Consider the following 21,671-nt stretch of genomic DNA (forward strand, 5'->3'; position numbering starts at 1 on the left):
TCTATGAGCCAGCGTAATATGTCCCAAAATACCGCCTATGTTGAAAAGAATGAGCAGCGAATTAAGTTTGATGCCGTTTCTATCGATATGGATTTGCTGGATGACAAAACCAAATCCAGTCTGGCGTTTGCACTTCATAAACGAGCGCGTGAACTCAGCAAGCAGGCTAAGCAGCCGCTAGATGTCAGCAAACTGCGCGGCGTTAAGATTAATGACCAGATCGTCATTCTGGCTAAGCGTGTCAACGATCTGGAAGCGCTGCTGGATATACGCAAGCAGAAGCACCTGGCCAGCAAGAAAGAAGCAGCCATTACCGCAAGCCTGGAATCTAACGTAGAAGATATTCTGGAAGCTGAGCACTCACGGCTGCTATCAGAAGAAGTTCACCGCTCTGAAGAATTCCCAGCGTTGAATGATGATGAAGATTTAAAACCTGCGGAACCGAAGCTCAAATCTGAAGGACAAAGCCTGCTGGAAAAATCCAAGCAGCAGGTCTTAGCGAAGCAAAAGCAAGCTGTACAGCCGAAGCAAACCAGTGCTCTGCCGAAAACTGCCGTACCGAAGGCGAAAACCAAAGAGCCTGCTAAGCAAGAAAGCAAAGCACCGCTTTCGGGTTTAAAGAAATTCGCCAGCTTTACTAAAACGAAAGCGAAAGTCAGCAGCGAAGATAGCAGAACTCGCCAGCAAACTGAGCCGAGCCCTGCACCCAATCACGCCAGCCACACCGCAACGGAGCAGAAGCCCAAGCCTGTACGTCGAGCCATCGCAAGGACGGAAGCAGAAGATGACCCAGAGCTGGAAGCCGGAAACTTTTTTAACCTTGAAAAGCATTACCTTGAAAGCCTGAAGCGGAAACCGCAACTGGTCACTAAAGATTCTGTTGTCGATGTAGAGATCGCTGTATTTGAAAATAAGCAGCTACAGAACATACATCTGGTTTGTGCCGGTGATCAGTTCCGGCTGAAGCAGGGCTGGCGTAAACACGCTCTGGTTAAGCTCGATAAAAATGGCAAACAGTCCATTCGCTTGCCAAAGAATTGTACCAAGGCGTTATTGCATCGAGGCTCTGAAGCGACACGGATTGAGCCTGATCAGACTGTTAGCCTGAAGGTTGGCGAGCGTATTGATCTCATTCATGAGTCGCAGCATTACCTGGTTCGTGCGGTTATTGCGCCCAAGACTCGCCCATACGTGCCCGAAGCTCAGGATAAAACTGACTGGCGCAAGTTCTTCGGTGGCTCCGCCGTTGCTCACCTTTTAGTGCTGGTTATTCTTGGTTTGTTTGCTGTTGTACATGAAGCCGCTAAGCCAGAGCCCGAGCCAGAATTCGTACAGATTGACCTTTCGGCATTGCTGGATGAGCCCGTCGCAGAAGTTAAGGCACCCGAGCCAGAACCTGAGCCCGAGCCGGAGCCGGAACCTATTCCCGAACCCCCTAAGAAGATCGTAGAAGAGGTGAAGCCCGAACCTCAACCGCAAAAACAACAACCGGTTCAGCAGGCCAAGGCTGTTGTTCAGTCTGAAAAATCGGACGGAAACGTAGTCAACAAAGATGTTAAATCGGTTGGTTTGTTGGGCGCTTTGGGTGCGGCGCCCGCTGCGGCACCATCGTCTAATAATGCCGTTGCTCAAGTGACAAATTTGGATGCGGTTGAATCACCAAATACCAACTCAGGTTTGAAAGTCGCGGGGCTTGCAACTGCGGTTGATGGCGTGCGCACCAATGTTCCAACCGGTGAAATTGTTACCTCAGTTGGCAACAGTAAAGCCTTTGGTGAAGGCGGTAATCAGCTGGCTTCACTGGCGCGAGGTAATACCGCCAGTGGAGATGTTCGAGGCGCACTGGTTGAGCCGATTCAGGTGAAGAATGTTCAGGCTTCTGCGGGCATCAGCAAGGCGGCTGTCAGTAAGGTCATTCAGTCGCACCTGGATGAAATCAATTTCTGTTATGAAAAAGCATTAGCGTTCGATCCGAATATTGCCGGTAAAGCTGCATTTGAATGGACCATTCTTGGAAACGGTTCAGTCGGCAGCGTTGGTATTCAGAGCTCTACCGTACGCTCTGATGCTGTTCATACCTGTATTCAGGGAGCCATCCGTACCTGGAACTTCCCGAACCCGAACAACGCGAGCGTAGAAGTTTCATATCCATTTGTATTCGACATGGTAGGTTTCTAATGAGTTATAAGGAATTAACAAAGGCCGTATTAATCGCCGGTTGTGTGTTGGCACTGAATGCGAATGCAGAGGAAAGTGAATACACCGCAGCGGTGCAGGAACGCCTGTACCAGGATAAACACGTCTTTACCCTATGGGGTGGCTGGACGCCAGATGAAGACTTCACGGTTAACTACCCGATATCGCTGAGTTATCGCTATCACCTGAATAATCACATTGCCTGGGAAGCCTTTCGCGGCACCTATTTTGTTTCTCAGGCGCGCGATATTAAAAACCAGCTGATCGATGATTACGGGCTTTCACCGGAAGAGTTCGATTACCCGCTGTACAGCTTTTATACCTCGGCAGTTTTTAAACCGACCTACGGTAAAGACAGCGTGTTGAACCGGTGGGTGGTCAACCATGAAACGCATTTTTCGATTGGCGGCGGTCTGGCGGCCTACAACACGGAATACAACTACGGTGATGACACGCAGGAGTTAGCCTGGGCGGTGCGTGTGGCTGCGGCACGTAAATACCATTTATCGGCACGCTGGGCAGCGCACGTAGAGTTGGAAGAATCGTGGGCATTTAAAGATGAAGGCGTTAAGAATAACTTCGCTCTGAACATTGGGTTGAGCTATCAGTTCTCACGCCAGCAGCCACTATCCGAGACCAATGAAGAACTGAACTCTCTGTATGATTATCTGGGAGTCTCAGATGAGAAGTAGCGCTCTGCTATTTGTTGCTGCTGCTCTGTTCAGTACAGCCGGGTTGTCCGCAACTGCGGTAGCAGAGGATCAGCCTACTCCTGCAGCAACCGAAACGGGTGCAGCAGAAGAGCAGTCTGACCTGCTGGCTGACGGCGCAGAAACGGCGTTAGCGCCCGATGCCGAGAGTACAGAAGCGTTACCCCTGGTCGATGAAGAAACTCTGAAACTACGATTCGATACCGGTTATGAAGCCTTTGAAAAGGGCAGCTATTATCTCTCAGCCGAGCAGTTCTACAACTTTGTTACAGACGCGAACGAAGGCACCAAGAATCTGGAATGGGGTCAGTTTTTCCTGGCGCTTAGCTATCAGAAGCTGGGCTTTCAGCATGCAGCGGTCGATACCTTTACCCAGCTGCTGAGCAAGAAGCCTAATCCACAAATTACCACCGCAGTGCTGCGTTACTTTGAAGAGCTGAGCTTTACCGACAGCTACGACCAGGAGCTGATGATCGACTTTGGCTTGGTAAATCAGGATTTTGGCTTTGTTGATGAAGACCTACAGGATTTCATTAATTACCAGCAGGGCCTGTACAACTGGCGGGTTGGTTTAGTTGCCTGGGGGGATGAAAACTTTGCGCAGATCTCTCCGGAGAGCCCCTATCACTACCGTGCCATGTACGATATTGCTCTGCAAAAAATATACGCCGGTGATATCGAAACCGCTCAGGAACTCGCTGACAACATCCTTAAACATAAGAACCTGCCGAAAGCGTTTCTGGCAAAAACAGAGCTGCTGACCGCACGCCTGTTGTTTGAGCAAAGGGAATTCGAAAAGGCAATTCCACTTTACGAAGAAGCTGTAGAGCGTGGTGATGGCACCTCGCCAATCCTTATGGAGTTGGCCTGGTCATATTACCTGTTGGGCGACCGTGAACGCGCCCTGGGCTTGCTGTATGCATTCCAGGCACCGAGCTACCGCAAACTGTTTGCACCTGAATATTTCATTCTGAAAGCGCACATCTATAAGGATGTTTGCTATTACAACGCGGCCGAGGCCGTTTCCGATGCCTTTACTGAGCGCTACCAAAAAACCATCGATGCGCTGTATGAGCGTGAACCCTCGTTAAGTGAGAGCTTCGCGCAAATTCATCAGCCCTTACTTTCCCGCCCGGGTGTTCAGCAGTATTGGAAGCAGATGGAACGATTGCAGAAAGAAGCACAAAAGCTGGAAAAAAATAAGTTAATTGCAGAAAACCTGCTGCTGCATCTGAACGAACTGTATGCCCTGAAAATTGATTCTGTCGGCTGGTACCTGAAGCAGGCGCTGGAGACTCAATTTGAACAGCTGGCTAACCAGACGCTGGTAATTGAAGAAGAAATGAGTTTGATCGAATACGAAATTGGTGTTCAGCGCTATCAGAATGCGCTGGATAGCGTAGTACTGGAAGAAAAGGGTGATGAGCTGGCAGCAAAACGTGAAAAGCTGGTGGCCTATAAGTTTCAGGGCGAATACTGGAACGATGAACTCGATAGCTTCGTGATAGAGCTTGAAAACGCCTGTGCCACAACTGAAGTTTGGGAGGCATCACGATGAGTTTATATGCCCTCAATTCGTCAAAGCTAACAAGGCTGTTGTTACCTGTTATATTGGGTTTGGGCGCGCTCAACCCTCTTTCATTGGCTGTTGCCAACAGTAATGAAGCCAGCCTGTTTGAAGAGATAGACGCCGAAGCAGAAACAAGACGCCTCGCGGCCAAGTATGACGATGATAAACAGCGCTTAAGCAGTGCCATTCAAAACACCAAAGATTTAATCCGAAAATCGCAAAGCAAGGCCTATTTGCCAGAGCTCTATTTGCGGCTGGCAGAGCTGTATATTGAAATCTCCCGGGTTTCCTACATGCAGGTTCGTCTGCTGCAGGGGCCGGAAGCCGATGCTTCTGATTTTTCTGCGCTGGAGTCTAAAAACTATAAGCTGCAGGCGGTAGAGATATATCAGCGCATCTTAAATGTTTATCCAAAGTTTCTGGAGCGGGACAAGGTTCATTTTTATCTTGCGCACGAGTTTAAAGAACTGGCGCGTGAAGAAGACATGCTTGCCCAGTATGAACGATTGATTGAGGAGCATCCGACCAGCCCGCTGGCGCCGGAAGCGCTGTTGCTAACCGGTGATTACTACTTCGGCAAAGCGGAAACAAAGCAGAGTCAGGATTACTACGAACAGGTTATCGAGTATACCGGTAACCCCGCAGCTGTTATTGCACGCTACAAGTTAGCCTGGGTGCACATTAACCTCAAGGATTACAAAACAGCGGTCGCTCTGCTGGTGGAATCTATTAAAGATGCCAACACCCAGAAAGAGCGCGATGTTGATACCTACGATGGTTTGGATATTCGCCTGGAATCGCTGGTCGATTTGGCTTTCGTTTATCCGGATGCCTACAAAGACGAAAGCCCGCGTCATGCGCTGGAGTTTTTCAGAGAGCTTTCCTGGTCGCGTACCTCTTATATTACCGTGCTGGAAAAAGCCGCATCGCGTTTACGCGTTAAGCAACACTGGCCGCGCGTGCTCGAGCTTTACCGGGAGCTGATCAAACTGGAGAACGACCCGGAACAGCTGATTGAATATTCTCACCAGCTGTTCGATGCCTATCAAAAGGCCGATGACGCCAGGCAGGAAGCGCTACCGGGCAGTGAAGCCGATATTCAAATGCTGGTGCGTGCGTTGCGTTTGCAATCTGCCTCTATTTATATCGATGAAGAAGTTAAGCAAGAATCCGAACAAATCATCGAAGAATACAGTCGCGATATCGCAACCAGCATTCATCAAAAGGCGAAGGCTTCGAACAAGCAAGAAGATTACGAGCGTGCTGCTCTGGCATACGAGGCCTACCTGTCCTGGTTCGACAACAATGAGCACACACTGCAAATGCAGCTCAACCTGGCGGATAGCTTCTATAATTCCGGTGATTACTTCAATGCCGCCATCGCCTATGAAAAGGTGACCGAGCAGGGGGGTGTTCAGGGTGAAGAGCAGGGTGATTTGCTGTACAGCGCGCTGCATGCTTATCAGGCGTCACTGAAGAGCCCGGAACCTATGAATCATCTGCATACCTTGCAGGCGCGTTCCGGTTTGGTGGCAACGGGCAGACAATACCTGGCCAGCTTCCCGGATTCTAAATACAGCCGAGATGTTGAATTCAACATTGCATGGGTTCGTTACGATGAAGGCAAATTCGATGAGGCCATCTTAGGCTTCTCTGAATTCCTGCAGAAATATCCGACTGGCGATACCGCAACAGCCGCAGTTGAACTGGTGATCGATTCTTACCAGATCACCGAAGACTGGCAGGGCTTACACGAATTTACTGAAATGGCCGCCGCCATACCGCAGCTGCCTCAGGCCGAGAAAGATAATCTCAATCGCCTGGCTTCCGCTGCACAGGAAAAGATCGTTTCCAGTATGACCATCGCCGCGCTGGATGACTGGGATAACGGCGCAGACGAAATGCTCAAGTTCGCGAACGAAAATCCTTCGGCAGCACTGGGCGCACAGGCGTTGGGTAGCCTGATGGCGTTGAGTCAGGAAAAACATGATTTGCGCACACTCAGCAAAGCAACCGATAACCTGATTGTAAAAGCACCGCAGTCAGAGTCGGCTAATACCGGCGTTAAGATGATGATCGATGCCTCGTTGAAATCTGGCAGCTTCCGAATGCTGCAGGAAAACCTGGGGCTGCATGCCATGCTCTATCCGAACGAGCAGGACAGTAAAGCGTTTTTGTATCAGAGCGCCAAAATTCAACAGCAGCTGGGTATGAACGATGCCGCGATTGCCTCGTTTGAAAGCTATCGCAAGAGCTACGCACCGGCAGGCTCAGAGCTGGCCGATGTAACCCTGAGTATTGCTGAAACCCAGATCAACAACGGTGACGAAAAAGACGCAGTGGCAACCCTGATGGATAGCCGTAAGCAGCTTTCGGCTGCTCAGCGTGCAGATATCGATGCACTCGCCGGCCTGTTGCTGGTAGAACAGGGTAACTATCAGACAGCTGGTTTGATTGCGCAATCCATGGCGAAAAACGCCACGGGTAATTCGTTAACGAATCGCCGTTTGGCGCAGCTGCAGTTCAATGTCAGCGATGCCAGCCTGAAGGCTTATAACTCGCTTAACCTGAGCAAAGGTATTGATGGCGCCATTGTTCAGCAAAAAACCGAGCGTCTGCAGCAACTCAGTCAAAGCTACCAGCAGGTGCTGAATTACCAGTCGCCAAAATGGTCGGCCGCCGCGCTCTATCGCTTGGCAGCGATCAACAACGAGTACGCCAGCTTCCTGTTAAACGCACCGATACCAAACGAGCTTTCGGATGCTGAAAAACAGCAGTATGCCGATTTAATTGCTCAACAGGCGGCACCTTATCAGCAGGAATCTGAAAACTATCAAACCGCAGCTAAAGATTTAGTCGAGCGCTTAGGGCTGCTGGATAAAAAACTGCACAACTTTGGTGATGGTAACAGCCGTGTAACCGCGGCAATACCGGTGAACTCTTATAACAAAGGTAAAGCGGTTTCTGCGGATACCAGTATTACCGATGAAGAGCTGTATCAACTGCATCAGCAGCTGATAGCCAACCAATCAAACGAAACCGCCTTGCTGGATTTGGTGCATCAGTACTACCTGCGTGGTGATTTGGCGCAGGCGCTGTTGCTGGCCACTCAATACTCGCAGGATGCAAGCAGTGGCACACAAAGCAGGCTGATGAATATTGCCGGTGTGGTGCACTTCTATCAGGGCAACATTGAAGCGGCTCAGGCGGCCTTCACTCAGGCCATTGAGCTGACGCCGAGCAATTTGAATGCAATCGCAAACCTGGCGTCTCTTTATGCCGAATACGATGCCACTACGCAGGCGCAACAGGGCTTTGCCAAACTGCCGGCAGACTGGCAGGTACCGCTGCCGAAATACGCCTGCATCAATTTGGTTGCTAAACACTACAACAATTTTAAGCAAACTACTCAATCCAGTGAGGTCGCCGGGTTATGAAAACTGTTCAACAAATATTCTTAGCTTCGTTGGTGCCGTTGCTGTTAGCCGGCTGCGGTGCATCTGGCGTTGAAACGACCGATGGTGGAACCTACAGCGGTGACCAGCAAGGCGATGACAATTCAACCGATTGGGCGGCAATAGAGCTTGTTGAATTGGGAGAAAACGGCTTATTAAAACCCAATATACAAACGATTCTGGTCGATAACGAACTGCATGTTTTTTATTACGATGCTCATACAGTCGTTGAAGGGGAAACATTTGATTTCGGTGAGGAATTTGATGCTGTTTATGACCTCATGTACCTGGTTTGGGATGTCGATGCTGGTGAAATAGTAATTGAGCCAGAAGTGGTGGAAGTGCTTGATAACAGTTCTGGCTTGTCTGCAGCATACGATGCCTCAAGTTTACAACCAAATGTTATTTATCAAGGTGGAGATATTGTCGATAGCTGCCAAGTTGGTCAGGGAAACATTATGGTTTCATCGGAAGATAGCCTTGGTTGGTATGATGAAACTGCTGCTATCGGTTTGGTCGAGCGTACAGTCGATGTCTTGTCAGACGGCTTGGTGGGTGGCTCGATGGATATCGCAATTGACAGCGATGGAAATCAGCATATTTCGTATCAATTCCATTACGAAGGTTGTGACGGTATTAACCTTAATTATCCAGATCTGCACTATGTTCTATTAGATGCTAATACTGACTATTCAAGCCTAGAAAACGATGCTTATGCTGCTTTGGAGGAATCAGTAGATGGTAATCTGTACTCTTATTCTAGTGGTGTGTTGTCGGGTGCTGAATTAAATGTAGCAGGTGGCGTAAACTCAATTGTGATTAATGATGCAGGTATTCCGATCATTCTATATTCGCATCAGCAAACCAATACAGATGCCTATGGATTGAAGGTTGCGGTTCGTAATGAGGCCGATGACTGGAGTATAGAGTGGATTGATGAGTTTGAAGATTGTGTTGTTGAAGGTATTGATGCGGCACTTAACCCGGAGGGTTACATCAGTGCAGCCGTTTATACCTACGGTTGTGAAAGTGACGATGACGAACGGGATGACGATTGGCATAAGCTGCACTACTTAACTCAAACTGCGAGTGGGTGGACTGTTGAACCCCTGTACACCACAAAGCAGATCGGCCAATACCCTTCACTGGCCTTCGATGGAGAAGGCAACCCGATGATCGCTTACTACGAAATTGAAACCTACAGTGGTTCAGAGCTGACTAACCTCGCCGTCGCCTACAAAGAAGATGGCAGCTGGGATCTGCAGGAAGTCTCCAATTACAGTGATATCGGTAAATATAATCAATTAAAGATAACTGATGAGGGTAAAGCCTTACTCGTCAGCTATTACGATGCAGGTAATTCCATTCTGTTGTTCGAGAAAGACCTGTGAGCAGTAAGAAGTAAATATTTAACTGGAACTCAAAGTAAACAAGTGATGTTAAAGATACTCTGGGTTATGAACGCTAAACAATATTTATAAAGCTCAACAGGGGGCTTATATGAAAAACTTTAAAATCTGGTTGAGTGCGCTGGTCTTTATCCTCGCTGCAGGCATTAGCTTTGCTGATGACACTCCTGAAATAGATGAATGTGAAAACGATCCAGAATGTGGTGCAGACCCCACGGGTGGTGATGGCGGCGGTGGCGGTGGCATATTGCTGATTGTCGATTGGAATTTAGGGCCAAATGTTACAACGGATGAAGATAACGATCTTGATGGCTATATTGATAATATTGATAACTGCCCATTTATTGCGAATGATCAGACCGAAAATTCTGATGCCGACGATTATGGCGATGCCTGTGATAATTGCCCGTACGTTTCTAACTTGGATCAGCTGGATACCGATGGCGATGGCATGGGCGATGCTTGTGACACCGATGATGATGGCGATGGCGTCAGTGATGACGTAGATAACTGCTCATTGGTTTCTAATGATGACCAGACAGATACCAATGATGATGGTGTGGGCGATTCCTGCGAAGACGATATAGACGGTGACGGTGTTTCTGATGATCTGGACAACTGCCCGTATATCGCTAACGAAGATCAGGCCAATTCGGATTCCTATATGGATGGTGATACCGCGGGTGACGCCTGTGATTCAGACTTCGATAACGACGGTTTCACCGATACCGATGGCACCGATATGTGTTTAGCGGCACGTTCAGATGAAAACAACGATACCGATGGTGATGGTATTGGTGATGTCTGTGACAACTGCCCATACGATTCAAATGCCGATCAGTTGGATTCAGACTTAGATGGTGTTGGCGATGTTTGCGAAAATTAACAGCTATGCCTTGTTGGCGTTGTTCGTTGTTGCGCTTACCGCCTGTGAAGACAACGTTAGCCTGGAGCATGTTCAGGACCGAACGACTGTTAAGCTGGACGGTACCTTCCTGACAGAAAGCCCGGATGATATTACCTACCCGGTGAAGGTGCTGTTCGCGATTGATATGTCGCTAAGTATGGGCACTTCAGTGAATGGCGCTTCCATCGGTTCCGATCCAGATGGCCTGCGCTTGGAAGCAGCTGAGAGTTTCATAGAGGAATACAACACCTATGAGGATACTTCGTTTGAAATTATCCTCTGGAGTGGCTCTATTCTGGATTGTACCGAAGAAAGCAATAGCGACTGCGGCTTTACCAAAGACCCAGATGAGATAAGCCGGGTGATTGACGGCGCTGCCAATGAAAGTTACACAGATTACATTGGTACTCTCTCTACTATTCAATCCGATCTGTACGACGACATATACAATTCGGATGATAGTGATAACCTGGCGCGATCTAAATATATCGTACTTTTTCTGAGTGATGGGCTTGCTAGCGATGGAAGTGGAGATCAGAGCACCGATACTATCATTCAGCAGGTTTCAGATATGGTTGAAATGGCGGAAGATGCCGGTGTAGGTAGTTTCTCTTTCCATACATTTTTTCTTGATGATTGGCTTGCAGATTATGATGATCCGGATGATGACGATGATACCTATAGCAATGCATATGAATTGTTAGAAGATATGGCCATCGCTGGCGGTGGTACCTTTACGTTGTTTGAATCGGCTGACTCCATCGACTTTATCGACATTGTCGATTTGCGCTTAACCACAGAATACGAAGTGAAGTATCTGGTCGCTTATAACTTCAATACCATTCCTGGTACGGAGTTGATTTATGCAGACAGTGATGCAGATGGTCTGTCCAATGACGACGAGCAGAACATCTACGGAACTGACCCTCTAGATTACGATTCCGATGATGATGGCCTGGGCGATTATGTGGAAATAAGCATGAGTACACCCAGCTATTCATTCGACCCATTGGATGCTTCCGATACAACCTGCAGTTCCTATACCCTCGTTAATGGTGAATGGCCAGATACCGACAGCGATGGTTTGAATGATTGTGAAGAAATACTGATTGGTTCCAGTCGCTATACCATTGATACCGATAACGATGGTATGCCCGATATTGTCGAGTTTTTTGCGGATACCAATATTCTGGAAGACGATACGGGTACCGATAGTGATTTTGACGGCCGTGAAAACTGGCAGGAGGTCATGGAGCATACCAATCCAAAATCTAACGACCCGAACCTTGCCGCTTACTATGCCTATGAGTATTACATCTACGATGAGGGCTTAGTGGAAATTGATCAGGGTACCGATGAAGTTTCGTACCAGCGAGAGTACAGCTATACCGTTACCAATATCGATATTGTCGATACGTTAATCGCTGGCCGTTATGCCGAAGTGACCGATAGTGGTATGTCTGCCGGGGATAATCTAATCCGTTTTTATATCGCGCAAGTACCGGAAGACTTCCCCGATACCGACCCAATTTTCCGAGTTGCAGAATTTTATATCAATGTCGATGACGACGAAGATGACCTTAATTCATCGTCTTTAACTTTTGAATTGCTTGAATAAGGACAGACCCTATGAAAGCGTTAAAACCCGTTGTAGGCTTCGCGAAAAAGCCGGCTTCTATAAAAGCAAAAACCTTCGCCGTTCTGCCGTTAACGTTAATGATGTTGACCGCCTGTAATTTCGCTACCGACGAAGATGAAGGTGATAGTGAAACAGTTACCCGGTTATCGGCCAACAGTTTGAAAACTGATTCAATCAGCAGTATCGGGGAGGTTGATTGGTACGAATATTACCCGGAATCCAGCGATAGCCAGATTAATGTTGAAGTGACCAGCGCAACATTGCGCAGCGATATTGAATTGCTGGTTACCATGTATCAGAAAGAAGATGAAGAGCTGGTTCGCTTGTATGCTGATCACGCCACCGAAGGTTCAGTAACAGCAACCGACCTGCACCTTGTGTATGGATTGGATAACAGTGAGCCCGTTTTAATTGCTGTGCGCGACCTGATGGACGATGCCAAAGCGACCGGTAACTACAGCATTAAGGTTTACGAAGGTACCGACGACAGCGCCGACGATACACTTGCTGGTGCAACGGATATTACCGTAAATGGTGAATGCCTAATCGATACAGTCAGTACCAATTCAGATGTCGATATGTATAGCTTTACACTTGAAAGCGGCGCTATCAGCACAGTTGATGTCGATTTCAGTAATGCGCTGTCAGATACCAACGTCAGCCTGAATATTAAGCTTTACAGCAATAATGACGGTGCAACCTCGCTGGTCGAAAACTGGTACAGCTCTGTGGATGAAGTCTACTCAATGACAGACTATCTCGATGCAGGCAACTATCTGGTATCGGTGGCCGATTTTGGCCAGAACGATTCTGATGCCAGCTCCCCTTATGAAATATGCGTAACCTCTACCGATACCGAAGAGGCCATGACTGACGACACCGCGGAAGATGCAACCTCTGTCGATTTAACCACCGATGTGGCTTCTGTTACGGGCAGCCTGGGCTACAGCAGTGATGAAGACTGGTACCTTTTGGAAATGCCGTCGGTCACCGGTGATGACCTTTCACTGTTGAGCGTAACGCTGGATGCCAACACCAGCGACATGGATATTCTGTACGTCATTACCGATGCCTCGGGTGAAATCGTCTTCAGTTATGTGCATACGGCGGGTTCCGCAGCGTACTCTCTGGAAGTTCTGTTAAGCAGTGGTGACTATACCTTAACGGTATCTCTGGATGAGGATCAGGTTTACAGCGAGTCGGCCAGCTATAGCGTTGCTCTGGAAACGACAACAGTCACCGATGCCGATGAAACCGGTGATGCTAACAACACCAGTGCAGATGCCTATTCCCTAACCAGCGGTGAGGCCGTAACCGGTAAGAAAATTTCTTATGCCGGCGATATCGATTGGTATGTAATCAATGTGCCTGCCTCTGACAATTACCAACGACTGGTGTTTGAATTAAGCTTCACCGACGGTGACAGCGCGGTTGAGTCCGACGTTGATTTCCGCATGCTGGTAAACTTGGATGATGATGCTGTTGTTGAAGTGGTAGACCCGGTAACCGGTGATGCCATCCTGGACCTGCAGGAAGCCGTACTGGTTGCGCCTAACGAAGAAGGTCTCAACTATTACATTAAAATCAGTGATGAGTTCGCTAAAAAGAGCGATGCCAATGCCACCTATAGCTTGATGGCAACACTGGAAGGCCTGAATGATTTTTCCGAAGATAACTTACCTTCAGTCGTTACTGACTATCTGTTTGCTGAAGAGGCAGACGAACAAGCTCAGTATGAAGCAGACGAGGATATTTTAGAGCTAATCCTCAGTGCAGCTTCCAGCGAGTTTTATGCGGTAGATATGGATACCCTGAACTTCAGCTACCCGGATGATGCAGCAGATAACGCAACGGTCACCGAAAATGACGATGGCACGCTAACCATAGCGTTCCCATGGCTGGGTGGCTACATTGACTTCAGTGGCGATCAGGATTGGTATGCCATTGACCTCAATGGCCTGGCCATACTGGAAGATACCGTATCGGATCCAGCAGTCGAGGCTGAAACGGATTGGCACTACCTGATTCAGGTAGAGCTGGTAGCGAACGAAGGCGAAAACAGCGAATACACCTGGAGCATGTACCGCGATGTTAGCCAAAACATGGAAATTGAAGAGCAGGAAACAACCTCCGGCGAAGGCGTATTTAGCCAGGTAGGCGATACCACATTGACCGACGATGCCGTAGATTTGGATACAGCAGACTACAGCACCGATTTCTGGGTGGATGAGCAGTGGGAAGGCACCTTCTACATTGCCGTTAAAGATTTTGAGTACCTGAATGACCCGGATACCTCAGAAGATATGGCCGTGACTGATGCCGACTGGAGTGGAGAAGCGACACCGTACTTTATTCGTGTCACGCTTACTTATGTGCCAACTGCGTTTGAAGAGGAATAGCCGGTTAGGTTTGATTACACATAGAGCCAGCAATTGCTGGCTTTAAACTGGATAAATCCTCGCATTCGACGGGGATTTTCTATTTTTACACATCATCATTTTTATCTCTCTGTAAATAGCGTTACTCGGAAGAGATTAAAGGAATGTTAACTAATTCGAAGGAAAGGTATGAATAAGGATTATATTTTAAAAACGTTTAGGTATGTTTTTGCTGCTCATTTATCGTTGTTTCTATTAGTAGGGTGTGAAAGCAATATTGATATGCCGGAAGCCAAGTTTGAAAGCAGCGATGCAGTAACTGAAGATCAGGCTGCCGAAGATACAACTACCGAAGATACAACTACCGAAGATACAACTACCGAAGATACAACTACCGAAGATACAACTACCGAAGATACAACTACCGAAGACGCAACTACCGAAGACGCAACTACCGAAGACGCAACTACCGAAGACACAGCCAGCGAAGATTCTTCATCATTCTCATTGGACATTACAGCATCAACTGAAGATGTAAAGAAAATGACTCTAAGTTGGTCAAGTGCATTTGATGGCAGTGGCGTCAGTTACGAGGTCTGTCGTGAAGATGACAGTCAGGAATCGAGTTGCGAACAAATTACGGAAGTTACAGATACCTATGAAGTTTCATTCAGTGTGAATAGCCTGATAGAAGCTCTTGAATCCAGTTATTTTATTATCGCTACATACGGTGACGAAGTAGTTGTTTCAAACACTCAAACGCCATCTAGTGAAGCCATTACTAAAATGATCGGTTATTTTAAAGCGTCCAATGCCGGGGATTCAGATTACTACGGTTACTCAGTTGCACTAAGTGACGATGGCAGTACCTTAGCTGTTGGTGCTCTTAATGAAGATAACAGCGCAACCGGTGTAATAACCGACGGTAGTGAATATTACGGCGATGCAGATGATGTTGAATCTGAAAGTTCTGGCGCCGTATACCTTTACTCCAATGAAAGTGGTTATTGGCAGCAGGTAGCCTATGTAAAGGCCTCGAGTGCAAACGAGGGTGATATACTGGGTTATGCTATAGATTTCAGTGATGATGGTGATTTGCTGGTTGTTGGTGCGCATGGAGAAGATATTCCTGCGAACTGGGTGGTGAATGAAGATGATACCGACAGTGGCCTTATTGATGATGAAACTGCTACAGGGTCTGGCGCAGTCTACGTTTTTAGCAAAGAAAGTGGCAGTTGGAAACAGGATGCTTATATCAAGGCATCTAATGCCAGCTCGTACGATTATTTTGGCATGTCACTTTCGGTGAGTGGTGATGGAACAGTAATAGCGGTGGGTGCGCCGTTAGAAAGCAATAGCAGCCAGGGCATTGTGGACTTAACAGCGGGTGCGGTCATCACTGATGATGAAGATTCCGAATATTCAGGTGCAGTATATTTATACGAGCTGATAGAAGATGAGTGGGTAGAGACAACATACATCAAAGCATCTAATGCAGAAAGTGCAGATTACTTTGGCTGGCAAGTAGAACTGAATGATGATGGTACGGTCATGGCGATCAGTGCCTGCTATTCAGACAGTAGTTCAGATGTTTATATCGCTTCAGGAACAGATTTTACTGATGATAACAGTATGGAAGATTCCGGATCGGTATATGTATTTACCAGTAGTGACTCGGGCTGGGAGCAAGCAGCTTACATAAAGCCTTCGAATATTGAAGAGGGTGATTACTTTGGTTATACAATGTCAATGAGTGATGATGGCACGCTTCTGGCCGTAAATTCATTACGGGAAGACAACTCTGCTAGCGGGGTCACAGATTTGAGTGGTGGTGTTACTGTTATTGATGAAACTGGCTTTGCTGAGCACTCGGGAGCAGTTTATCTTTTTAGTTATGAAGCGGAAGAGTGGGTTGAAACAGCCTACATTAAAGCCTCGAATACAGAAGAAAAGGATTACTTTGGCCGTACATTAGCTTTAAGTAGCGATGGCACTGCATTAGCTGTGGGTGCGCATTGGGAAGATAATAGTTTGGCAGGCATTCAATTAGGTGATGTTACGGAAGATGATGAAACTCTCGATAATGCAGGTGCAGTTTACTTGTTTAGTAATATCGATGGATCATGGCAACAAAGGGCTTATATTAAAGCCTCTAACCCAGAGTCTGAAGACTATTTTGGACAGTTTGTTGCACTGAGCAGCGATGGAAGTGTTCTGGCAGTCGGTGCTTATGGTGAAGATAATAGTATTAGCGGGATCATCACCGACGGAAGTGAAACGGAAGATTACGGTACCCTGAGTAAAGTCGGCGCGGTTTATCTATATTGAATAGGTCTGCTGGCTAGCGTTTTGAATGTAAGCCAGCACTCGCTGGCTTTTTTTCGGTTATACTCGCGCCCCATTCAATTTTTTCGTTTGGAGAGGCGCTTGCAAAACCCAAACACGACACCCGCTAAAAAGCTGCTCAAAGGCGTGGTTGTTGCTTTGCCTATATCGCTGGCCGTGATCCCCTGGGGGGTATTGGCCGGTTCTTACGCGATTGATGCCGGGCTGAACGTAGTAGAAGCCCAAATGATGTCGGGCATTCTGTTTGCCGGCTCTGCTCAGTTGGTGGCGGCGGGTATGTTTAAGAGCGGCGTCGCTTTCGCCACCATGATGCTGACGGTGCTGATCATCACCTCGCGGCATTTCCTGTATGGCATATCCATGCGCCAGAAGATCAGTAAGCTGCCTAAGCGCTGGCGGCTGCTTTTAGGCTTCCTGCTCACCGATGAGTTGTTCGCCGTGTGCGGCAGTCAAAAAGATGCCGAATTCGACCGCTGGTACGCTCTGGGTGTGGGTGGCTCATTCTATGTTGTCTGGAATATCGCCTCGGCCGCGGGCATTTTTCTGGGTAGCCAAATTCCCTGGCTGAACAACGTCGGGTTGGAATTCGTCGTTGCCGCTACCTTTATTGCACTGGTAGTGCCGCACATAACCACCTTGCCCGTAGTGCTCAGCGTGATAGTTGCTCTGGTACTCTCTGTAGTCTTAGGCCTTTATCAGGTGCCTGGCTCACTGCTTATCGCTGCCCTAAGTGGTATGACCACTGGCTTTATTGCCGAAACCTGGCAAAGCAAAAGGGCTCGCGCAACCCGCTTCAGCGAGGAAAAGGCATGATTGTGCTAACGATACTGGCGATGTCTGCCATCGTGTTCCTGAGTCGTTATGTCTTCCTGGAACCCAACCTGCCCATAAAACTGAACAGCACGGCAAAGCGGTTTCTGGGCTATTCAGCGCCCGCTGTACTGGCCGCAATCATTGGCCCAATCCTTTTCCTGCCGGAAGGCGAACTGTTGGTGAGCGTAGTGAACCCCTATTTACTGGGCGGAATTATCGCCGTATTGGTTACCTGGCGGTTTAAGAACGTCCTGTTGGCCGTAGCGGTAAGCACCGCCGTATTTATGGTTTTAAGGAGTATGATCTGAGCTATTGGCTATGATACGAGAGTTAACACACTGAAAAATAACATTTTTTTCAGAAAAGCCTTGCCACAACAGATTAGATAAGTATCATACGCCCTCAATTCAGGACTATAGCTCAGTTGGTTAGAGCGCTGCCTTGACATGGCAGAGGTCAGCAGTTCAAATCTGCTTAGTCCTACCAGATTCAAAACAAAAACGGCTGCCCTTGGGTGGCTGTTTTTGTTTTAGGTTCGGCGAAGCTGAAGAAGCCGAAGCTGAACTGCTCAGTTCACGTTGTAGGCCGCGAGCCAAAGGCGAGCGCATCTGCTTAGCCGGGCAGATTCAGGAAGCTCCGACACCCATCACTAAGCTTGACTCAATCCCAAAACACTGGCTATATATCCATGCTGTATTCATCCAGGAGGATGTCATGCCAAAGCCAAGGAGTGCTCAGGTATCCATCGATGCAACCCCCTACTATCACTGTATTTCACGCTGTGTGCGGCGTGCCTTTCTGTGCGGATCTGATATTCAAACCGGTATCAGCTATGAACACCGGCGGGGCTGGGTTGAGCAGAAAATACTCAAATTAGGCCAAGTCTTCTGCATCGATGTCTGCGCGTATGCGGTAATGTCGAATCACTACCATGTGGTTTTGCACATCAATGCTCAGCAGGCTGAACAGCTGTCCAGTAAAGCGGTTCATGCCCGCTGGCAAAGCCTGTTCAAAGGCAATCATCTGTCTGCTCGCTTTTTGCGGGATGAACCCATGACCGATGCAGAAATGGCGGTCGTCAATGAACTCACCGATACTTGGCGTTCCCGGTTAATGGACATCAGCTGGTTCATGCGCGTATTAAACGAAGGCATTGCTCGCGAAGCGAATGCTGAAGACCAATGCACCGGCCGATTCTGGGAAGGGCGCTTCAAATCTCAGGCACTGCTCGATGAACAAGCCCTCGCGGCCTGCATGGCGTATGTCGACCTAAACCCAGTTCGTGCCAGCATGGCCGAAACCCCCGAACAATCCGACTTTACTTCTGCACAAAAACGCATCAGCGACGCGAAAACAACACCCACAGAATATACCGAAGCCAACCAACCAAAAACACTCTTTCCATTCGTCGGCAATCCACGCCAGCCCATGCCCGAAGGCCTGCCATTCAAACTTGAAGATTACTTGCAACTGCTCGATTGGACAGGCCGCTGCCTACGTGAAGACAAGCGAGGCGCAATACCCGCCAACTTGCCGCCCATCTTAAAACGTCTAAACATTGAACCTAAAAACTGGATTTACAGCGCTCAGCATTTTGAAGAAAGCTTTAAAGGTTTTGCCGGAAAACTGGATTCACTGAAACAGAAATTGCCCGATCTGGGCTATCAGCGTATACCAAACGTTGGTGTACTGCTGACTTAGAAAATCCTTCAAACAATACTGAAAAATTCAGCCGGTCTGAAATCTTGGCATGCCTGAAATCGGTGGTTTTGACTTGAAACGTCTTGGAACTGGCCGATTGATAGCAAGCGTGGTGGCATCCAGCAGTTCATGAGCAGGCTATGTGGTTATGGGTTAGATTATTATTTAAGATGGGTGTCTGGGTATTTTAAGGGGAAATGGCTGGGTGAAGTTGGTGATGATAATGTTTGGTCAGGAGATTCCTTCTCTACAGTAAGGAATGCGGCATACGGGTCTCTTGAGGAGGCGGCAGAGGGGAGAATAGATTGTTTTACAGGTGAGGAATTATGAAAAATATTTTTCAGTTTTTTTTGGTTTTGATTGGAAGTTATTCAATGGCTTCTTCTTTTGATGGTTTTGTAGTCGGGACTTCCGTGAATAGTAAAAATATATCAGAAATTGCTAAATCAAGTTGGGAATATGCTAAAGCTAGTACAACACAGAAAAAGTATGATGATGGATTTGCTAAAGCATTTTACTTGGTTGACGAAACTAATCAGTTGTTTTCTTTGTCTGAGTCCAATGTGATTTACTTGACTGATTTTGAGAGTCGTTCAGTGGATGGCGTATGGACATTAAGTCGTTGGCAGTATCTGACACCTCCTCCTGCCATATCCCTACCGCTTAAAGAAGAGTTCGGAATTAATTTTCGAGGTAAACTTTATCAAAACCCAAATGATCTTATATATAAAATACCAAGCTGTATGCGTAAGTCTCCGTTGCGATATGGTGATATAGAAGGTGATGGGGAGTTCGAGCTTTATCTTGCTTTATTAACTGAACATGTTGTTTTGTCACCCCTTTATGGTGGTGTGGTTTTTTCCTTTATGCCATTTGCTGATGACTGGGTTGCATCTTCTTTAGAAGGTGAGTATGTCGAATTTATAGATCAACTAGGAGGTAGTGATTATCAATATATTTCGAGTCGGGCCATTAGTCGAAATTATATATTTGCTGCTCATCGCTCCTATACAAAACTATTCGAAGGTGATTTTGATGGTGACAATAATCCAGATCTTGTTACATGGCAAAAGGTTTATCGATCCAATACCGTTGGTGGTATCAAAGGATTTTCATTGATTTCTGAGGTGTATACACATTACGAACGGGATCTTGATAGCCAAAAAAAATCTGTTGCGGGTGTTACAGGTGAATATTTGCCTCAAAAAACTTACGAGCCAATTATTCAATCGTGGCTTTCAGAAAGTGACTTTACCTGGAGTAAAGGCTACCCCTCTATTTCTGAATGCGAAGGTGAAGAAGGTGAGCTTATTCCTGAAATGCACGACCCATTACTTAACGATCCGGATGTCTTGCAATAAATAAAACTGAAAACTTGCATCGGCCTATGGCTGGTGCAAGTCACGATTTTTGAAAGCCATCATTCTTTTAACAAAGGCGACCTAATCGTTTAAAACGACCCAAATGTTAAAAAAATGAAGCTAATAGAGCGTATCGCTTATGTGCCAGGTGATTCAGTATCCTTTTCAAAACTGATTACCGAAATGGACGATAAAAGCACAAAGCTAAGTTGCTTACCGAAGGCAACAAGCATTAGGAAATATAAAAGGTTACTTTGTTCTGGGCGACAACCCAAAACAAAGTACCGACAGCCGCAACTTTGGCCCAATAGACCTCAGCCAGATAGTCGGAAAAATTATTTTAATCATCCCAAAAGAAAATTTGGGTTGGTTGTACTCTATTGCGGCTTGGTTACAAAAGTAACCGGGCGGCGCTGTTCATACATTAAGTGTAGTAGAAAACTTGCGACCCGGTAGTTTTAAAGGGTTTTAAAACTGCCAAAACGAAAAAGGAACACATCGTGATTCGGCCTACAGCTTTTATAAGTGCGTTGTTATTAGCGAGCCCGGTTTTTGCCATTGGTGATATAGACATCCGTGCAGACCAGGTACTTACCGATACAGTACAGGAGGTTAACTTCCGCATCGCGGGGAAGCTCCGACACCCATCACTAAGCTTGACTCAATCCCAAAACACTGGCTATATATGGGTCTTCACCTTTTACGGTGGGTTAATGTTTCAGAGTTAGTCCACCCAGATAGAACATTATCGCGGTTTTGTAGCGTGTCTCACTTCTAAATCCTTTCGCTCTTACCTTTATTATTTTTAATTTTGCATTGATGCTTTCTGCCATTGCATTGGTTCGGTTTTTTACGATGGCGTTAATGATTCCCCACAGTTTTTCCTTGATCGACTTTGCAGCGGTCTTCATTGGTGTAAGTCGACTTTTAGTTGCCCAGCTGTACCATTTCATCCATGCTTTCTCTGCTGACTTTGCATAGCTATAACCCCAAAGCGTTTTGGCGTATTGGAGAATGGCCCAGGCTCTTGCGACCGAAGCTCAGACACCCATCACTAACCTTGACTCAATCCCAAAATACTGGCTATATATGGGTCTTCCCCAATTCAAGTGGGAACGTAGCATTTCCCACCTTATTTAATTATCGTTCATCATCATAATTCATAGTAATGAAAAACAATGGACGA

The 21,671-nt window shown here is 47.2% G+C and carries 14 protein-coding genes, 1 tRNA gene and 1 pseudogene; 15 read left to right on the plus strand and 1 reads right to left on the minus strand.

Going from position 1 to position 21,671, the window contains the following annotated elements:
* The first annotated feature begins 3 nt into the window (after positions 1-3).
* The 15 genes from BCF53_RS12695 to BCF53_RS19625 all read left to right on the plus strand — a co-directional run bounded on the left by BCF53_RS12695 (position 4) and on the right by BCF53_RS19625 (position 20,888).
* A complete protein-coding gene (locus BCF53_RS12695) occupies positions 4-2,178 on the plus strand; it encodes an AgmX/PglI C-terminal domain-containing protein (protein ID WP_132702109.1) in 2,175 nt (724 codons plus the stop codon).
* Positions 2,178-2,888: an outer membrane beta-barrel domain-containing protein gene (locus tag BCF53_RS12700; protein ID WP_132702110.1), complete on the plus strand. Its 711-nt coding sequence runs from the start codon at positions 2,178-2,180 to the stop codon at positions 2,886-2,888. Before BCF53_RS12695 ends, BCF53_RS12700 begins: the two co-directional genes overlap by 1 nt.
* The gene (locus BCF53_RS12705; protein WP_132702111.1) at positions 2,878-4,464 is read left to right on the plus strand and encodes a tetratricopeptide repeat protein; all 1,587 of its coding nucleotides are present in this window, start codon (positions 2,878-2,880) and stop codon (positions 4,462-4,464) included. Before BCF53_RS12700 ends, BCF53_RS12705 begins: the two co-directional genes overlap by 11 nt.
* Positions 4,461-7,913, plus strand: coding sequence for a tetratricopeptide repeat protein (locus BCF53_RS12710; RefSeq protein ID WP_132702112.1), 3,453 nt, complete (start codon positions 4,461-4,463; stop codon positions 7,911-7,913). The genes BCF53_RS12705 and BCF53_RS12710 overlap by 4 nt, the downstream gene beginning before the upstream one ends.
* Entirely contained in the window at positions 7,910-9,322 is a 1,413-nt protein-coding gene (locus BCF53_RS12715) for a hypothetical protein (protein WP_132702113.1), read from the plus strand. The genes BCF53_RS12710 and BCF53_RS12715 overlap by 4 nt, the downstream gene beginning before the upstream one ends.
* A gap of 109 nt (positions 9,323-9,431) precedes the next feature.
* Positions 9,432-10,226, plus strand: coding sequence for a thrombospondin type 3 repeat-containing protein (locus BCF53_RS12720; protein ID WP_132702114.1), 795 nt, complete (start codon positions 9,432-9,434; stop codon positions 10,224-10,226).
* Positions 10,210-11,865 (plus strand): hypothetical protein, encoded by a 1,656-nt coding sequence (locus BCF53_RS12725; protein ID WP_132702115.1) that lies wholly within the window; start codon positions 10,210-10,212, stop codon positions 11,863-11,865. The genes BCF53_RS12720 and BCF53_RS12725 overlap by 17 nt, the downstream gene beginning before the upstream one ends.
* A gap of 11 nt (positions 11,866-11,876) precedes the next feature.
* On the plus strand, positions 11,877-14,285 hold the full coding sequence (locus BCF53_RS12730; protein WP_132702116.1) for a hypothetical protein: 2,409 nt from the start codon (positions 11,877-11,879) through the stop codon (positions 14,283-14,285).
* Between the two features lie 168 nt (positions 14,286-14,453).
* Positions 14,454-16,592: a hypothetical protein gene (locus BCF53_RS12735; protein ID WP_132702117.1), complete on the plus strand. Its 2,139-nt coding sequence runs from the start codon at positions 14,454-14,456 to the stop codon at positions 16,590-16,592.
* 99 nt (positions 16,593-16,691) lie between these two features.
* Positions 16,692-17,423 carry an AzlC family ABC transporter permease gene (locus BCF53_RS12740; protein ID WP_207902728.1) on the plus strand — a complete coding sequence of 244 codons (732 nt, stop codon included), beginning with the start codon at positions 16,692-16,694 and terminating at the stop codon, positions 17,421-17,423.
* Complete coding sequence (locus BCF53_RS12745) at positions 17,420-17,731, plus strand: AzlD domain-containing protein (protein WP_132702118.1); 312 nt, start codon at positions 17,420-17,422, stop codon at positions 17,729-17,731. Before BCF53_RS12740 ends, BCF53_RS12745 begins: the two co-directional genes overlap by 4 nt.
* A 101-nt stretch (positions 17,732-17,832) precedes the next feature.
* Positions 17,833-17,909 (plus strand) — tRNA-Val (locus BCF53_RS12750).
* 228 nt (positions 17,910-18,137) lie between these two features.
* Positions 18,138-19,124, plus strand: a complete 987-nt coding sequence (locus tag BCF53_RS12755; protein WP_132702119.1) for a transposase — start codon at positions 18,138-18,140, stop codon at positions 19,122-19,124.
* Positions 19,125-19,450: 326 nt separating this feature from the next.
* Complete coding sequence (locus BCF53_RS12760) at positions 19,451-20,485, plus strand: hypothetical protein (RefSeq protein WP_132702120.1); 1,035 nt, start codon at positions 19,451-19,453, stop codon at positions 20,483-20,485.
* Between the two features lie 259 nt (positions 20,486-20,744).
* Positions 20,745-20,888 (plus strand): S26 family signal peptidase, encoded by a 144-nt coding sequence (locus BCF53_RS19625; protein WP_424511407.1) that lies wholly within the window; start codon positions 20,745-20,747, stop codon positions 20,886-20,888.
* Between the two features lie 307 nt (positions 20,889-21,195).
* On the opposite strand, the pseudogene BCF53_RS12765 reads toward BCF53_RS19625, so the two are convergent.
* Positions 21,196-21,507 (minus strand): annotated as a pseudogene (locus BCF53_RS12765) (transposase); the annotation flags it as partial.
* Positions 21,508-21,671: the final 164 nt, after the last annotated feature.

This window comes from Reinekea marinisedimentorum (assembly GCF_004341165.1).
Lineage (GTDB): Bacteria > Pseudomonadota > Gammaproteobacteria > Pseudomonadales > Natronospirillaceae > Reinekea > Reinekea marinisedimentorum.

Coding starts and splice junctions, on each gene's coding strand:
- BCF53_RS12735 (WP_132702117.1), top strand. CDS start 14,454: ATGAATAAGGATTATATTTTAAAAACGTTTAGGTATGTTTTTGCTGCT.
- BCF53_RS12760 (WP_132702120.1), top strand. CDS start 19,451: ATGAAAAATATTTTTCAGTTTTTTTTGGTTTTGATTGGAAGTTATTCA.
- BCF53_RS12745 (WP_132702118.1), top strand. CDS start 17,420: ATGATTGTGCTAACGATACTGGCGATGTCTGCCATCGTGTTCCTGAGT.
- BCF53_RS12755 (WP_132702119.1), top strand. CDS start 18,138: ATGCCAAAGCCAAGGAGTGCTCAGGTATCCATCGATGCAACCCCCTAC.
- BCF53_RS12700 (WP_132702110.1), top strand. CDS start 2,178: ATGAGTTATAAGGAATTAACAAAGGCCGTATTAATCGCCGGTTGTGTG.
- BCF53_RS12705 (WP_132702111.1), top strand. CDS start 2,878: ATGAGAAGTAGCGCTCTGCTATTTGTTGCTGCTGCTCTGTTCAGTACA.
- BCF53_RS12730 (WP_132702116.1), top strand. CDS start 11,877: ATGAAAGCGTTAAAACCCGTTGTAGGCTTCGCGAAAAAGCCGGCTTCT.
- BCF53_RS12695 (WP_132702109.1), top strand. CDS start 4: ATGAGCCAGCGTAATATGTCCCAAAATACCGCCTATGTTGAAAAGAAT.
- BCF53_RS12715 (WP_132702113.1), top strand. CDS start 7,910: ATGAAAACTGTTCAACAAATATTCTTAGCTTCGTTGGTGCCGTTGCTG.
- BCF53_RS12720 (WP_132702114.1), top strand. CDS start 9,432: ATGAAAAACTTTAAAATCTGGTTGAGTGCGCTGGTCTTTATCCTCGCT.
- BCF53_RS12710 (WP_132702112.1), top strand. CDS start 4,461: ATGAGTTTATATGCCCTCAATTCGTCAAAGCTAACAAGGCTGTTGTTA.
- BCF53_RS12725 (WP_132702115.1), top strand. CDS start 10,210: ATGTTTGCGAAAATTAACAGCTATGCCTTGTTGGCGTTGTTCGTTGTT.